Genomic DNA, 13444 nt, shown 5'->3' with positions numbered 1-13444 from the left:
GCCGCCCGCTCCGCCGACCCGGTCGCACCAGGCGATCCAGACGCTTTCCGCGTCCCGCCACGACCGGTCGTGGCGGGCGCTCCAAGGCGTCTGCAACTCGTCTGCTCAGGCGGCCCGGTGGAAGAAGAACGGGTCGATCGACACCGCCACGCCGGAGGTGCCGTCGACGTCGAGCAGTTGGTGGGTCGTGAAGTCCGCGTTGCGCTGGTACGTCACGCCCACCGGGAAGTTGGCGTTGTCGGGGGTGTTGTTGCCCGAGAACACGCCGTAGAAGTCGGCGCCGACCGTGAGCAGCCGGATGTAGTCGCCGAGGTACGGCAAGCCGACGGCCACGGGCACGGCGGCGGGGGCCTGGTGGAGCACAGTGGTCTCCGGCGTGCTCTTCCAGCCGTCCGCGGTGGTCTCCAGGACCGTCGTCCACTGGTTGTCGGCGAACTTCTGGTAGGCCAGGCCGACCAGACCGGCGGAGTTGACGGCCAGCGCCGGGTTCTTGACGTCGGTGATGTCCTGGCGCGCCTGCGCCCAGCTCTGGCCGCGGTCGGCCGAGTGCCGGACGTGCAGGGTGTTGTCGGTGCCGCCCGCTCCGCCGACCCGGTCGCACCAGGCGATCCAGACGCTGTCCGCGTCCTTCGGGTCGACCGCGATGGTCAGGTCACCGCCGAGGCGTTCCTGCCCCAGGGTCGAGTTGAAGGCCACGAAGCGGCCGGTCGCCACCCGCTGGCCCGGGCTGCTGTCGGTGGCGTCCTTGAGGTCCTGGAACGGATTGGCCCCGGCGCCGGCGCTGTCGTCGCGGGTCACCACGACGTCGAAGGTGACGTCGGAGACGGCCTGGACGGCGGTCGTGGACGTCCAGCTCTCGAACGCCGCGTAGACCGTGCCGTCGGGGTGCAGGGCCAGCCTGACCGGCGGGCCGTCCTGACCGTCCGGGGTGCGCCGTTCGATGCCGGTGGACGCGAAGCCGGCCGGGGCGCGGGCCGTCCGGGCGTCGGCGGAGACGTCCACGGTGGCAGTCTGGGAGGTCGGGGACGGGTGGTTGAAGTTGTTGTTGCCGACGAGGACGCGGTCGTGGTCTGCGCCGGCGCTCGCGACGGTGTCGGCGATGGTCCACGGCTGGTCCACCTGGTCCCGGCTGACGAGGACCTCCATCGGGGCGGTCGACGAGACGGACGGCGCGCGCAGGATCTGCAGGAGGGTCTTGTTCTGCCGGAAGGCGGCCACACCGTTCAGGATGCCCGCGTAGAGGGCACCGCCCCGGTCCGCGAACGCCACGGTGATGTCGCCCGTGCCGAAGCCCCGCCCCCCGCCCGGGACGATCGTGTTCAGCGACCAGGTGTTCCCGCCGTCCGTGGACACGTACACCGGCGCGAACCGGCCGCCCATCGGGTCGGAGGTGAAAGCGGTAGCCACCATCTCGGTGGGCTTCTCCGGATTGACCGCGAGGAACGGCTCGGAGTCCTGCTCGGACTCGCCGCTCAACGCCTTAGGGGTCAGGTCGACGACCTTGAAGGTGGGCATGCCGGCTCACATCCCTTCGCGCAGCGCGGCGAGCCGGTGCGCCGGCTGGTAGTCGTCGGCGTCCCGCAGCGCGTACGGCGCCAGCTCCCGCTGGTCGCCCTCGGTCGCGTGCAGGAGCCACAGCCCGCTCTGGCCGGCCGCGGGCTTGGGAACGTGGTTCCAGTGGCGGTCACGGCTGTTGGGGTACAGCACCCGGACGGTGCGGTCGGGGACCGTGCCCCGCTCCACGTGCTCGACGTCCAGGCCGGCCCGCCACCAGTGCGGGTCGTGTTCGGAGCGGGGGCCCGCCCCGTCCAGCCGCTCCAGCCCGGTCACCGTACCGAGCAACACGGCATCGGCCTCCCGGGCGTGCACGGCGAGGTCCTGCCGGTGGATCTCGCGCAGCACGGCGGAGAACGGCAGTTCGTCGGCGGTCGTCGCCGCGAGGGCGATGTGCGGGCGGACGGCGTGGGCGGGCAGGCGGCCGACCTCGGTGACGGCGAGGTCGGCGCCGTAGTGCAGGCCTTCGGTGAAGAACGCGGCCGAGTCGCCGACCTCCAGCCGGGGAGCATCGGCCTTCAGCTGCACGGTGACCCGGCTGCCGGCGAGCCGCCGGAACGCGTCGGGCGCGTGCAGGACGTGGTCGACCCGGACGACGGCGGTGTGCTCGTCGGCCTCCACGGTCGACAGCGGGGTACCGCCGGTGCGGGTCACGGTGCCGACGAAGCTCAGCGGGGTGCGCCGGACGAGGTCGGTGATCTCGCCGGGCGGCACCGCGGGGGCCGCGGCCGGTGTGGGATCGGTCATGGCGATCCTCCTTGGATGGCGCGGTCAGTGCGCGGCGCGGGCGGCGGACGGGTGCGTCCGGCGCCACTCGGTCCGCGCGCCGAGGGCGCAGGCGGCGGTGACGGCCGCGGCGAGCGCGACGACGAGCCACTCGGCGGCTCCGCTGCCGGCGTCCGGGTCGACGCCGAGCAGGGTCTCGATCCACTGCGGCCACACCAGGGTGATCAGGAACAGCAGCCCGGAGAGGCTGCCGAGGGCGGTCTCCAGCCAGAAGCGGGGCCGGACCCGGCTCTCGTGACGGGCTGGTTCGCGGGACTGGAAGGACTCGAAGAACTGGAAGGGCTGGAAGGGCATGACTGCACCTCCCCTTCTCCAGACCGGAACGCCCGGGCCGCTCATGGCGCGGTGCACGACCGCGCCGGGACGGCCCGGGGCGGGGTCTGCTCGGGGATCTTGCGGGGTTCTCGCTGGACGTTCTTGCTCGGTTCCGGAGTGTCACGACCGCTTGGGAGTTCGCCGGGCGGGGCGGCGGCGCGGTGTCGGGCCCGCGCGCTCCGGGCGGCGATGTACACCTGCGGCGTACACCTGCGTTGTAGACCTACGAGGCACACGTACTTCGTATACGAGTCTGCTCGCCGCGGGGAGCCCGGTCAAGGCCGGGAACGGCGGGCTCGGCGCTCAGACCTGCGCGCCGAGCATCCTCAGCACCAACTCGCCGTAACGGCGCCCGAGTTCCTCCGGCGTCTCGGTGCTGCGGTCGGTGTACCAGCGGGACACGTCGATGCCGAGCGAGGTGACCGCGCGGGCGGCCGTGCGCACCTCGGAGACGGCGAAGGCGCCCGACGCGACGCCCTCCTCGATCAGTGCGCTCACCTCGCGCTCGATGTCCAGCCGCAGCGCCGCGACGACCGCGTACGCGTCCTCGGGCAGCGCGTGCAGCTCGTAGTTGACCACCCGGCCGACCATCCGGCCCCGCGCGTGCCAGGCGCTGAACTCCTCGACCAGCCGCCGCATCCGCTGCGCCGGCTCCTCCTCGCCCGCCGCCGCCCGCCGGACCAGCGCCAGCGTCGCGGCGTGCCCGGCCTGGCTGATCTCGGCGAGCAGCGCGGCCTTGGACGGGTAGTGGATGTACAGCGCGGCCGGGCTCATCCCCGCGGCGGTCGCGATGTCGCGGGTGGTGGTGGCGTGGAAGCCGCGCTCGGCGAAGGACTCGACGGCAGCCTGGAGCAGCCGGTACGCCGCCTCAGGGCGGGAGTCGGTGCCGCCGGGCTGGGCGGGCCAGAGGTCGGCGATGGGCGTGCTGGTCATGGCGTCATCCTCGCATCATCCTCACCGGGAACTCGTACGCGCATTCGCGCCGGCCGCCCCGGACGTGCCCGGTTCGCCTCGGCCCCGGACGGTCCGGGTGGGCTGTTGACAGGCTCCCCCACCGACACCATGCTGAGCAAGCGCTTAGTCAGCGCTCCTCTCACCGCTGCTCCTCCCGTCGAACCGCGCGAAAGGCAGGACCCTCCGTGGTGCACTCCTTCAAGGGCAAGGTGGCCGTCGTCACCGGATCGAGCCGGGGCATCGGCCTCGGGATCGCGCGCGAGCTGGTCGCCCGCGGGGCCAAGGTCTGCCTGACCGCCCGCAACCCCGAGCCGCTGGCCGAGGCCGTCCGCGACCTGGGCGGCCCGGAGAACGCGATCGCCGTCGCCGGCAAGTCCGACGACCCGGCCCACCAGGAGGAGGCCGTCGCCCGCACCCTGGAGGCCTTCGGGCGGCTCGACCACCTCGTCAACAACACCGGGATCAACCCGGTCTACGGGCCGGTGCTGACCACCGACGAGGACGCCGCCGCCAAGATCCTCGCCGTCAACGTGCTCGCCCCGCTCGCCTGGACCCGCCGGGTGCACGCCGCGTGGATGGGCGAGCACGGCGGGTCGATCGTCAACGTCGCCTCCGTCGCCGGCATCCGCGCCTCGCTCGGCATCGGCATGTACGGCGTCAGCAAGGCCGCGCTGATCCGGCTCACCGCGGAGCTCGGCGCCGCGCTCGGCCCGCAGGGGATCCGGGTCAACGCCGTCGCCCCCGCCGTCGTCAAGACGAAGTTCGCCGAGGCGCTGTACGAGGGCCGCGAGGAGAAGGTCGCCGCCAAGTACCCGCTGGGCCGCCTCGGCGTGCCGGAGGACATCGCCGGCGCCGTCGCCTTCCTGCTCTCCCCCGACGCCGGGTGGATCACCGGCCAGACCGTCGTCCTGGACGGCGGCGTGACGCTGGGCGGTGGCATGTGAGCGCCTTCGACGGACAGGGCTTCGACAAGCAGGACTTCACCGGACAGGGCGTCGTGGTCACCGGCGCCGGACGCGGCATCGGCGCCGCGCTCGCGACCGCCTTCGCCGCCGCCGGCGCGCACGTCGTGGTCAACGACCTGGACGCGGACGCCGCCGGCGCCGTCGCCGCCCGGATCGGCGGCACCGCCCTGCCCGGCGACGCGGCCTCCGCCGACGGGCTCGCCGAGCTGATCGGGCGGGCCCGCGAGGCCGTCGGCGAGATCGACGTCTGGTGCGCCAACGCGGGCGTCGCCCCGATCGGCGGCGCCGACGCGCCCGCCGCGGCCTGGGCCGGCGCGTGGGAGGTCAACGTCCTCGCCCATGTCCGGGCCGCCGACCTGCTGCTCCCCCGCTGGCTGGAGCGCGGCCGGGGCCGGTTCCTCGCCACCGTCTCCGCCGCCGGGCTGCTCAGCATGCTCGGCTCGGCCCCGTACGCCGTCACCAAGCACGGCGCGCTCGCCTTCGCCGAGTGGCTCTCCGCGACCTACCGCCACCGCGGCATCCACGTCCACGCGCTCTGCCCGCAGGGCGTGCGCACCGACATGCTCGCCGGTACGGGCGCCGTCGGCGAGGCCCTGCTCGCGCCGACCGCCATCGCCCCCGAGGACGTCGCCGAGGCGGCCCTCGCCGGCCTGCGCGAGGACCGCTTCCTGATCCTCCCGCACCCCGAGGTCGCCGAGTACTACCGCGCCCGCGCCACCGACCCGGACCGCTGGCTCGGCTCGATGAACCGGCTCCAGCAGGGACTCGAGAAGGGCGGCGCGCTGTGAGGGCCTGGCAGGTGGGCGAGCTCGGCGAGCCGCTCGGCGTGATGAAGCTGGTCGAGGACGTGCCCCGACCCGTGGCCGGTCCCGGGCAGTTGCTCGTCCGGGTGCGCGCGGCGGCCGTCAACTTCCCGGACGCGCTGATGGTCCGCGGCCAGTACCAGGTGCGCCCGCCGCTGCCGTTCACGCCCGGCGTCGAGCTGTGCGGCGAGGTCGTGGCCGGCGCCCGGCGCGGCGAGCGGCTGATCGGCAACCCCGTGCTGCCGCACGGCGCGTTCGCCGAGTACGCGCTGCTCGACGCCGCCGCCGCGTTCCCCGCCCCCGAGGCGCTGGACGACGCCGAGGCGAGCGCGCTGCACATCGGCTACCAGACCGCCTGGTTCGCCCTGCACCGGCGGGCCCGGCTGCGCGCGGGCGAGACGCTGCTGGTGCACGCGGCGGCGGGCGGGGTCGGCAGCGCGGCGGTCCAGCTCGGCCGCGCCGCCGGGGCCCGGGTGATCGCCGTGGTCGGCGGCCCGGCCAAGGCGGAGGCGGCCCGCGCGCTCGGCGCCGACGTCGTCGTGGACCGGACGGCCGAGGACTTCGTCGCCGTCGTGAAGCAGGCGACGGACGGCCGCGGTGCCGACGTCGTCTTCGACCCGGTCGGCGGCGACGCCTTCACCGGCTCGACGAAGTGCATCGCCTTCGAGGGCCGGATCGTCGTGGTCGGCTTCGCCGCCGGGCAGATCCCGGCGCCCGCGCTCAACCACGCCCTGGTGAAGAACTACGCGATCCTGGGCCTGCACTGGGGTCTGTACAACACGCGCGCCCCGCAGACCGTCCAGGCCGCGCACGAGGAGCTCACCAAGCTGTCCGAGACGGGCGTGGTCCGCCCGCTGGTCAGCGCCCGCCTCCCGCTCGCCTCGGCCGCGGAGGCCGTCCAGCGGGTGGCGGACGGGCTGAGCGTGGGGCGCCTGGTGGTGCTGGGTGATTAGTTCGGGGCGATGACGTCCAGCTCGCGGATTCGCGAAGCCGCCGTTCCGTCCGGCGGTGCGCGAGCCGCGCAGGGCAGGTGGTCGCCGTCGCCGGACAGGCTCGTGCTCACGGCGTGCTCGACGCCCGCTTCATCGGCCGCCGCCATGAGGCTTCGCCCGGCGGGGGTTCAGTCTGCCGGGCCTCGGAGCGGCGCCCGGTGCTGGAGGAGCACCGTCATCTCCACGGCCACCCGGTCCCCCACCGAGAGGCCGTGCAGCCTGCGCACGGCGTTCTTGATCGGCAGGAGGTAGCCGCCGTCCTTCGGGAAGAGCGACGTGGCGAACGCCTTCCCGCCGATCCGGGCCTCGACCGGGACGACTCCCCAGCCGTACGTGGCCATCGCCGCGACCTCGCGCACGTCGGCGGCCTGCTCCTCGGCCACGGGGACGAAGAAGTACGGGGAAGGCCCGCGCCATTCGATCACGTGGCCGGTGAAGGCGATGTCCATGAGGCCGATCCGATCGTGAGAACGCCTGATGCCCGCCCAGCGTATGACGGTGGGCGAGGTGCCCCCCGGGAGCACCTCGCCCAGCGCGTCACGCATGGCTCCGGCTGCGCGCTACCGCTCGTAGACCATCTCGGGGAAGCGCGGCGACGGGCCGTCCAGGAGGTGGTCGTCGTGGCCGCGCAGCCAGCGGTCGAAGAACGACGCGACGTAGGAGCGGGTGGCGAGCACCGCGCGGTCCGGGCGGACGTCGCCGACGTCCTCGGTCAGCTGCGCCTGGCTGATCGCGCCCTGGCGGGCGAGCTGGGGCAGCAGGGACTGCGCGTCGGTGTAGGAGCCGTGGCGCGAGCCGGTGAGGGTGACGTCGGCGTGCCAGCCGGTGCTGTGCTGCCAGAGGGCGTCCCAGCCGGGCTGCTTGTGATAGCTGCCGGAGTCGGGGTTCTGGGTGCCCATGAGCAGGAAGGGGCGGGTCAGGCCGTCCTCGGCGACGCTGGTCAGGTGGACGCCGGTGCCGTCCGGGCCGGGGAAGTGCAGCTGGCCGTCGAGGTTGACGCCGACCTTGAGGCGCGGGTCGTCGTGCATGGTCTGGAGGGCCGCGGAGCCGCCCCCGGAGTGGCCGACCATGCCGATCCGGTCGAGGTCCAGGGAGGCGGCGAGGCCGGGCGGCAGCTGCTTGTCGTGGCGCAGCCCGGCCAGCTGGTCCAGCACGAAGCGGGCGTCGTCGACCCGGGTCTGCAGCGTCTTGCGCAGGAGGGCCTCCATGTCGAGGCCGGGCTGGGCCATCAACGCGGGGAACACGGAGGTGGCGAGGTCCCCGTCGGGGAAGGCGACCTCGGAGGCGTCGTACGTGTGGTCGACGGTGACGACGACGTAGCCGCGCGAGGCGAGGTCCTCGACCAGGCCGGTGCCCCACGTGCGCGGGTCGCCGAAGCCCGCCGAGTACAGCACGACGGGCCGCTTGCCGCCGGGGAGGGCGGGCGCGTCGGCGCGGGCGTGGGTGCGGATGCCGGCCCAGTCGGTGCGGCCGGGCTCGAAGCCGAGGTCGCTCTGGCCGACGCTCCCGGCGCTGCCGAAGTGGTCGGCGGCGGCGGGGAGCATGTACGGCGCGCGGTCGTTGCCGGTGGCGGGCCGGGTGGTCGGGTACCAGAAGCTGATCATCAGCTTGCGGGCTTGCCCGGGCTTCCAGGGGTCGTCCCGGTGGTCGTCCGTGAGCTGCAGGGACGTCGTGCCGACCGGGTACGGCCCGGTGGGCTGCGGCAGCCAGGCCCTGGCCTGCTGCGCGGTGCCCTGCCCGGTGGCTGCCAGCGCGGCCGGTGCGGCCACCACGCCCAGTGTCGCCGTCGCCGCCAGCAGCACGGCCGCCACGGCCCGTCCTCGCCTGTTCATCGCCGTTCCTCCTCGTTCGGGATCCGTCTCTCGACACGAGGGACGGTACGGGTGAGGAGGGGCCTGGGCCGTCATACCGGGGTGCCAAGTCGGCCCGTAGTACCCCGGTATGACGTCCATACGGTCAGAGGTACTTCTTCAGCTCCCGGCGCGCCAGCGAGCGCTTGTGCACCTCGTCCGGCCCGTCTGCCAGGCGCAGCGTGCGGTTGCCGGCCCAGAGCTGGGCGAGCGGGGTGTCCTGGCTGACGCCGGCGGCGCCGTGGGCCTGGACGGCCTTGTCGAGGATCCACTCGACGGTGATCGGGGTGGCGATCTTGATGGCCTGGATCTCGGTGTGCGCGCCGCGGTTGCCGACGGTGTCCATCAGCCACGCGGTCTTGAGCACGAGCAGCCGCAACTGCTCGATGCGGACCCGGGATTCGGCGATCCAGTCCTGTACGACGCCCTGGTCGGCGAGCGGCCGGCCGAAGGCCTCGCGCCCGATGGACCGGCGGCACATGAGCTCCAGCGCGCGCTCGGCGATGCCGATGGCGCGCATGCAGTGGTGGATGCGGCCGGGCCCGAGGCGGGCCTGGGCGATGGCGAAGCCGGCGCCCTCCTCGCCGATCAGGTTCACGGCGGGGACACGGACGTCCTCGAACAGCACCTCGGCGTGGCCGCCGTGGTCGGAGTCGTCGTAGCCGAACACCTTCATGCCGCGCTTGACGGTGACGCCGGGGGTGTCGCGCGGCACGAGGATCATGCTCTGCTGGCGGTGCTTGGCGGCGGCCGGGTCCGTCTTGCCCATCACGATGAGGATCCGGCACTGCGGGTTCATCGCGCCGGTGATGTACCACTTGCGGCCGTTGACCACGTACTCGTCGCCGTCGCGCTCGATGCGGGTGGCGATGTTGGTGGCGTCGGAGGAGGCGACCTCGGGCTCGGTCATCGCGAAGGCGGAGCGGATCTCGCCGTCGAGGAGGGGCCGCAGCCAGCGCTCGCGCTGCTCGGGGCTGCCGAACTGGGCGAGGAGCTCCATGTTGCCGGTGTCGGGGGCGGCGCAGTTGAACGCGGGCGGGGCCAACTGGGGGCTGCGGCCGGTGATTTCGGCGAGCGGGGCGTACTGGAGGTTGGTGAGGCCGGCGCCCTCGTCGCCGGGCAGGAAGAGGTTCCACAGGCCCTGCTTGCGGGCCTCGGCCTGGAGGTCCGCGACGATCGGCGGGACGCTCCAGGCGGGGCGGGCGGGGTCGGCGAGCTGCTCTTCGAGGACGGGTTCGGCGGGGTACACGTGCGCGTCCATGAAGGCGAGCAGCTGCTCGCGGAGCTGGTTCGTGCGGGCGTCGTAGGCGAAGTCCATCAGGCTGCTTCCTTCAGGGTGGTCAGGCCGTACCGGGCGAGGATCGGGGCCATCTCGCCGGCCCGCTCGAAGCCGGCGCCGAGGGTTCCGCCCTGCTGGAAGCGGTAGTGGATGCCCTCGGCGACGACGGCGAGCTTGAAGGCGGCGAAGGCGACGTACCATTCGAGGTCTTCGGCCTGACGTCCAGTCAATTCTGCGTAGTGGGCCACCATTTCCTTGCTGGACGGGAAGCCGGGGGCGGTCATGGCGGCGGGGATGATGCCGCCGCCGACGCCGGCGACCTCGGTGTACATCACGAGGAGGCCGATGTCGGTGAGGGGGTCGCCGAGGGTGGACATCTCCCAGTCGAGGACGGCGGCGATCGCGTCGCTGTCGTCGACGAGGACGTTGTCCAGCCGGTAGTCCCCGTGGACGAGCGCGGGGGCGGGCGACTCGGGGCGGCGCGCGGAGAGGAGGTCGTGGAGCCTGTCGAGCTCGGGGAGGTCCCGGCTGCGGGAGGCGGCGAGCTGCTTCGACCAGCGGCGCAGCTGGCGTTCGAGGTAGCCGTCCGGATGCCCGAAGTCGGCGAGCCCGACGGCGGCCGGGTCGATCCGGTGGAGGGCGGCGAGGGTCGAGACGAGGCGACGGCCGAGGGCGCGGACACGGTCCTCGCCGAGGGCGACGAGGGGGGCGGGGTCACGGTGAGCGACGCCGGGGACGAACTCCATGAGGTACCAGGGCGCGCCGAGGACGTCCGGGGTGGGGTCGTGGTGGAGCGTGCGCGGGACGGGGACGTCGGTGTCGCGGAGGGCGGTCATGACGCGGTACTCGCGGCCCATGTCGTGAGCGGTGGCGAGCACGTGCCCGAGCGGCGGCCGCCGGAGGACCCACTGAGAGTGGCCGTCGGTGAGCACGTAGGTGAGGTTGGAGCGCCCGCCCTCGATGAGCGAGGCAGAGAGAGGACCCTGGACGAGGCCGGGCAGCTCACGGTCCAGGTGGGCGCGGAGCAGGCCCAGATCCAGCCCGGGCGGATCGGCGGGGGTCGTCTCGGGCATCGGGCGGCTCCTGGGGGTGGCGTCGGTTCCATCTCGTTGACTAAGCGCTTGCTTAGCATTCATCCCGGCGTTCCCCCTGTCAATGACGCGTGCCCCCGAACGGAGACCGCGCAAGGGGCACCGGCCAGGTCGGCCAAAGCCCGGAGACGTCATACGCGTACGCGCCGGGATTAGGGGCAAGTGGTGTGCAACTACGCGGAACCGAGTCCACCGGGAGCATCGTGCAGCCCCTACAGTTCCTCGGAATCATCCCCAACACCCCGACCGACGACTCACCGACGATCTGGCGAGACCCCGAGAACGGGAACTTGACTACTTGGTCGCGCTCCTCGGCTCGGCCTTCAATCCCTCTGATATTTCGCAACTCCCCACCAGGAATACGAGCCCAAGTAGTCGAGCATCATGCACACATCGCGATCGTCGAGCGTCCAGCAGGCCCGGAAGCTCCTGGCCGACCGGCTGCGCGAGCTCCGCCGGCTGGCCGAGCTCACCGGGCCTGTTCTCGCACTCCGCTGCGGCTGGCACAAGTCGAAGGTGTCCCGGATCGAGAACGCCATCACGGCACCGTCGGAGCAGGACATCCGGGACTGGTGCCGCGCGTGCGACGCCGGCGAGCAGGCCGAAGACCTGGTGGCGAGCCTCAGGTCCGTGGAGGGCATGTTCGTCGAGTGGAGGCGGATGGAGCGCAGCGGTCTGAAGCGCGCCCAAGAGGCCGTGCTGCCACTATTCGAGCGCACAGAGCGATTCCGCGCCTACTCCCCCGGCATCGTCCCCGGATTGCTCCAGACAAGGGACTACACAACCGCGATCCTCCGGGCCACACAGAAGCGGCGCGTCCAGGTGGACGACGTCGAGGCGGCCGTCCAGGTCCGCATGAACCGTCAACGCATCATCCACGACTCGCACCGGACGTTCGCCTTCCTCATCGAAGAGGCCGTGCTCCTGTCCGGAATCGGCGGCCTGGAGGTGGCAGCCGGACAGCTCGGGCACCTCATCGACATCGCGTCCCGGGCGAACACGAGCCTTGGCATCATCCCTTTCAACACGGCTCGTACGTCGATGCAGGTGGAAGGATTCTGGATCTTCGACAACGCCCAGGCCAACGTCGAGCTTGTGTCCGGCTATCTGACCATCACCCAGCCTTCCGAGGTCGCGATGTACGCCAATCGCTATCGGGATCTGTCGTCGGATGCCGTGTACGGCAAGGCTGCCCGCGCGCTCATCACGAAGGCCATGAACGCCCTCGCGTGATTGATGTGCAACTCGCTGCAACTCCTTTGGGTGACCGCGTGATTACTCCCTAACGTTGTCGATGCCGTCCCGAAGGGACGAGCCCGGCATGGGAGGAGCGCTGCGTTGACCACCCCCGAGAAGCCGCCCGCCCCGGGGCCGCCGAACCCCGGCCCCATCCCCCGGACCACGACCGCGAGGCAGTAGGAGACGACATGGGAGACGAGAACAAGGGCGGGCCGAACGACGGCAAGGGCGGCGACCACGCCAAGCCCGGCGGCCCCGTCATCGGCCCGAAGCCCAGCCCCGACGGCCAGGGCCCCGACAAGGGCGGTAAGCACCGCTGATGACGAACCACCAGCACGGCGTGGAGCAGGCCGCCGTGCGTGGCCTGCTCCAGAGCGTCAGCGATAGTCACGGTCACGCCGTGGCCCCCGAGTGGATCAAGGCTGCCACAGCGGCCACGCGCCATTCCTTCCTCCCCGACCGCATCTGGATCGACCAGGACGGCGCCTACCGCACTCTGGATCGCCAGGACGACCTCGGCGCGTGGCTCACTGCCGCGTACGCCGACGAACCGGTGGTGACGCAGGTCAACGACGGAGCCGAACCCGAAGACCCCGCCGATGCGTGGCCGTCCAGTTCATCCTCGGCCCCTTCGGTCGTCTTCCGGATGCTCGAAGCCCTCGATCTCCAGCCGGGCATGCGCGTGCTGGAGATCGGGACCGGCACCGGCTGGACGAGCGCCATGCTGTCCCACCATCTCGGGGACGCCAACGTGACCACGATCGAGGTCGATCGCGGGCTTGCCGAGCGCGCCCGGGCTGCTCTCCGCACCGCCGGCTTCGCCCCGGAGGTGGTGTGCGGGGACGGCGCTCTCGGCTGGGGCATCCGCGCGCCGTACGACCGGATCGTGTCCACGTGTTCGGTGCGGCGGATTCCATTGCCGTGGATCGTGCAGACGAGGCAGGGCGGGATGGTCCTCACCCCGTGGGACAACCCGTGGATCTGCTGGGGCCTGCTGCGGCTCACCGTCGGGGAGGACGGAACGGCGGTCGGCCGGTTCAGCGCGGACAGCTCGTTCATGCTCATGCGGACGCAACGCGACGACGTGGACCTGCTCCGGGACGTCGTCAGCGACGACCACGAGGCCGAGGTGTCCGAGACCGCGCTGCCCCGCCGCTCGGTCGTCCACGGGGACGCGGCGTTCGCGATCGGCCACCGGATCGGCGACATCTGGCACGCCTGGCAGGACGCCCCGGCCGAGGGGGTAGCGGACCGGTTGTGGATCGCCTCCACTGACCGGTCGTCCTGGGCGGCCGTTGACCACGATGGCAGCGACGAGGACGTCTTCACCGTCCACCAGCGCGGGCCGCGCCGCCTGTGGGACGAGATCGAGGCGGCTCACCGGTGGTGGATCGCCAACGGCCGGCCCGGGCCGGAACGGTTCGGACTCACCGTCACGCCGAAGGGCCACCAGGCATGGCTGGACACCCCGGCGGACTCCTGGCCGATGGATTGAGCGGGCTGCGGGGGGGGGGGGGGGGGGGGCGCGGCCCCCCCCCCCCCCCCCCCCCCCCCAGAAAGCAGTCAGAAGAACACAGGCCGGCCCGGGGCGCGGCCGGCGGAGCCGCCGGCGGGCG

15 protein-coding genes are annotated in these 13444 nt (G+C 72.7%); 6 read left to right on the top strand and 9 right to left on the bottom strand.

Annotated elements, in window-relative coordinates; genetic code table 11:
• Positions 1 to 105: 105 nt before the first annotated feature.
• From ACFV4G_RS25245 to ACFV4G_RS25230, 4 genes are all read right to left on the bottom strand, one after another.
• Positions 106 to 1515: a hypothetical protein gene (locus ACFV4G_RS25245; protein WP_380444091.1), complete on the bottom strand. Its 1410-nt coding sequence runs from the start codon at positions 1513 to 1515 to the stop codon at positions 106 to 108.
• Positions 1516 to 1521: 6 nt separating this feature from the next.
• Entirely contained in the window at positions 1522 to 2301 is a 780-nt protein-coding gene (locus tag ACFV4G_RS25240; RefSeq protein WP_380444089.1) for a hypothetical protein, read from the bottom strand.
• A gap of 24 nt (positions 2302 to 2325) precedes the next feature.
• A complete protein-coding gene (locus ACFV4G_RS25235) occupies positions 2326 to 2634 on the bottom strand; it encodes an ABC transporter permease (protein ID WP_380444087.1) in 309 nt (102 codons plus the stop codon).
• A 324-nt stretch (positions 2635 to 2958) separates the two neighbouring features.
• Positions 2959 to 3588 carry a TetR/AcrR family transcriptional regulator gene (locus ACFV4G_RS25230; protein WP_380444085.1) on the bottom strand — a complete coding sequence of 210 codons (630 nt, stop codon included), beginning with the start codon at positions 3586 to 3588 and terminating at the stop codon, positions 2959 to 2961.
• A gap of 206 nt (positions 3589 to 3794) precedes the next feature.
• On the opposite strand from ACFV4G_RS25230, the gene ACFV4G_RS25225 reads away from it, so the two are divergent.
• From ACFV4G_RS25225 to ACFV4G_RS25215, 3 genes are read left to right on the top strand one after another with little or no spacing between them, the layout of a single operon-like run.
• Positions 3795 to 4553, top strand: coding sequence for an SDR family oxidoreductase (locus ACFV4G_RS25225; RefSeq protein WP_380444083.1), 759 nt, complete (start codon positions 3795 to 3797; stop codon positions 4551 to 4553).
• Positions 4550 to 5362, top strand: coding sequence for an SDR family NAD(P)-dependent oxidoreductase (locus ACFV4G_RS25220; protein WP_380444081.1), 813 nt, complete (start codon positions 4550 to 4552; stop codon positions 5360 to 5362). The genes ACFV4G_RS25225 and ACFV4G_RS25220 overlap by 4 nt, the downstream gene beginning before the upstream one ends.
• The gene (locus tag ACFV4G_RS25215) at positions 5359 to 6330 is read left to right on the top strand and encodes an NADPH:quinone oxidoreductase family protein (RefSeq protein WP_380444079.1); all 972 of its coding nucleotides are present in this window, start codon (positions 5359 to 5361) and stop codon (positions 6328 to 6330) included. Before ACFV4G_RS25220 ends, ACFV4G_RS25215 begins: the two co-directional genes overlap by 4 nt.
• Here the strand turns inward: ACFV4G_RS25215 and ACFV4G_RS25210 are convergent.
• The 5 genes from ACFV4G_RS25210 to ACFV4G_RS25190 form a co-directional block, all read right to left on the bottom strand.
• On the bottom strand, positions 6327 to 6476 hold the full coding sequence (locus ACFV4G_RS25210; RefSeq protein ID WP_380444077.1) for a hypothetical protein: 150 nt from the start codon (positions 6474 to 6476) through the stop codon (positions 6327 to 6329). The genes ACFV4G_RS25215 and ACFV4G_RS25210 overlap by 4 nt on opposite strands.
• A gap of 21 nt (positions 6477 to 6497) precedes the next feature.
• On the bottom strand, positions 6498 to 6818 hold the full coding sequence (locus ACFV4G_RS25205; RefSeq protein WP_380444075.1) for a DUF1905 domain-containing protein: 321 nt from the start codon (positions 6816 to 6818) through the stop codon (positions 6498 to 6500).
• 111 nt (positions 6819 to 6929) lie between these two features.
• Positions 6930 to 8201 carry an alpha/beta hydrolase family protein gene (locus ACFV4G_RS25200; protein WP_380444073.1) on the bottom strand — a complete coding sequence of 424 codons (1272 nt, stop codon included), beginning with the start codon at positions 8199 to 8201 and terminating at the stop codon, positions 6930 to 6932.
• A gap of 124 nt (positions 8202 to 8325) precedes the next feature.
• Complete coding sequence (locus ACFV4G_RS25195; RefSeq protein ID WP_380444071.1) at positions 8326 to 9537, bottom strand: acyl-CoA dehydrogenase family protein; 1212 nt, start codon at positions 9535 to 9537, stop codon at positions 8326 to 8328.
• Complete coding sequence (locus tag ACFV4G_RS25190) at positions 9537 to 10571, bottom strand: phosphotransferase family protein (protein ID WP_380444069.1); 1035 nt, start codon at positions 10569 to 10571, stop codon at positions 9537 to 9539. Before ACFV4G_RS25190 ends, ACFV4G_RS25195 begins: the two co-directional genes overlap by 1 nt.
• A 402-nt stretch (positions 10572 to 10973) precedes the next feature.
• Here ACFV4G_RS25190 and ACFV4G_RS25185 point away from each other — a divergent pair, with 402 nt between their 5' ends.
• The 3 genes from ACFV4G_RS25185 (at position 10974) to ACFV4G_RS25175 (ending at position 13323) form a co-directional block, all read left to right on the top strand.
• On the top strand, positions 10974 to 11822 hold the full coding sequence (locus tag ACFV4G_RS25185; RefSeq protein WP_380444067.1) for a helix-turn-helix domain-containing protein: 849 nt from the start codon (positions 10974 to 10976) through the stop codon (positions 11820 to 11822).
• Between the two features lie 194 nt (positions 11823 to 12016).
• Complete coding sequence (locus tag ACFV4G_RS25180) at positions 12017 to 12148, top strand: hypothetical protein (protein WP_380444065.1); 132 nt, start codon at positions 12017 to 12019, stop codon at positions 12146 to 12148.
• Positions 12148 to 13323 carry an rRNA adenine N-6-methyltransferase family protein gene (locus ACFV4G_RS25175; RefSeq protein WP_380444063.1) on the top strand — a complete coding sequence of 392 codons (1176 nt, stop codon included), beginning with the start codon at positions 12148 to 12150 and terminating at the stop codon, positions 13321 to 13323. Before ACFV4G_RS25180 ends, ACFV4G_RS25175 begins: the two co-directional genes overlap by 1 nt.
• The last annotated feature ends 121 nt before the right edge of the window (positions 13324 to 13444 follow it).

Origin of the sequence: Kitasatospora sp. NPDC059747, from assembly GCF_042732955.1 — a bacterium.
Taxonomy (GTDB): domain Bacteria; phylum Actinomycetota; class Actinomycetes; order Streptomycetales; family Streptomycetaceae; genus Kitasatospora.
The sequence above is the reverse complement of the archived record's forward strand: the minus strand, read 5'-3'. Positions and strand labels throughout refer to the sequence as shown.

Coding starts and splice junctions, on each gene's coding strand:
- ACFV4G_RS25245 (WP_380444091.1), bottom strand. CDS start 1,515: ATGCCCACCTTCAAGGTCGTCGACCTGACCCCTAAGGCGTTGAGCGGC.
- ACFV4G_RS25240 (WP_380444089.1), bottom strand. CDS start 2,301: ATGACCGATCCCACACCGGCCGCGGCCCCCGCGGTGCCGCCCGGCGAG.
- ACFV4G_RS25235 (WP_380444087.1), bottom strand. CDS start 2,634: ATGCCCTTCCAGCCCTTCCAGTTCTTCGAGTCCTTCCAGTCCCGCGAA.
- ACFV4G_RS25230 (WP_380444085.1), bottom strand. CDS start 3,588: ATGACCAGCACGCCCATCGCCGACCTCTGGCCCGCCCAGCCCGGCGGC.
- ACFV4G_RS25210 (WP_380444077.1), bottom strand. CDS start 6,476: ATGGCGGCGGCCGATGAAGCGGGCGTCGAGCACGCCGTGAGCACGAGC.
- ACFV4G_RS25205 (WP_380444075.1), bottom strand. CDS start 6,818: ATGGACATCGCCTTCACCGGCCACGTGATCGAATGGCGCGGGCCTTCC.
- ACFV4G_RS25200 (WP_380444073.1), bottom strand. CDS start 8,201: ATGAACAGGCGAGGACGGGCCGTGGCGGCCGTGCTGCTGGCGGCGACG.
- ACFV4G_RS25195 (WP_380444071.1), bottom strand. CDS start 9,537: ATGGACTTCGCCTACGACGCCCGCACGAACCAGCTCCGCGAGCAGCTG.
- ACFV4G_RS25190 (WP_380444069.1), bottom strand. CDS start 10,571: ATGCCCGAGACGACCCCCGCCGATCCGCCCGGGCTGGATCTGGGCCTG.
- ACFV4G_RS25185 (WP_380444067.1), top strand. CDS start 10,974: ATGCACACATCGCGATCGTCGAGCGTCCAGCAGGCCCGGAAGCTCCTG.
- ACFV4G_RS25180 (WP_380444065.1), top strand. CDS start 12,017: ATGGGAGACGAGAACAAGGGCGGGCCGAACGACGGCAAGGGCGGCGAC.
- ACFV4G_RS25175 (WP_380444063.1), top strand. CDS start 12,148: ATGACGAACCACCAGCACGGCGTGGAGCAGGCCGCCGTGCGTGGCCTG.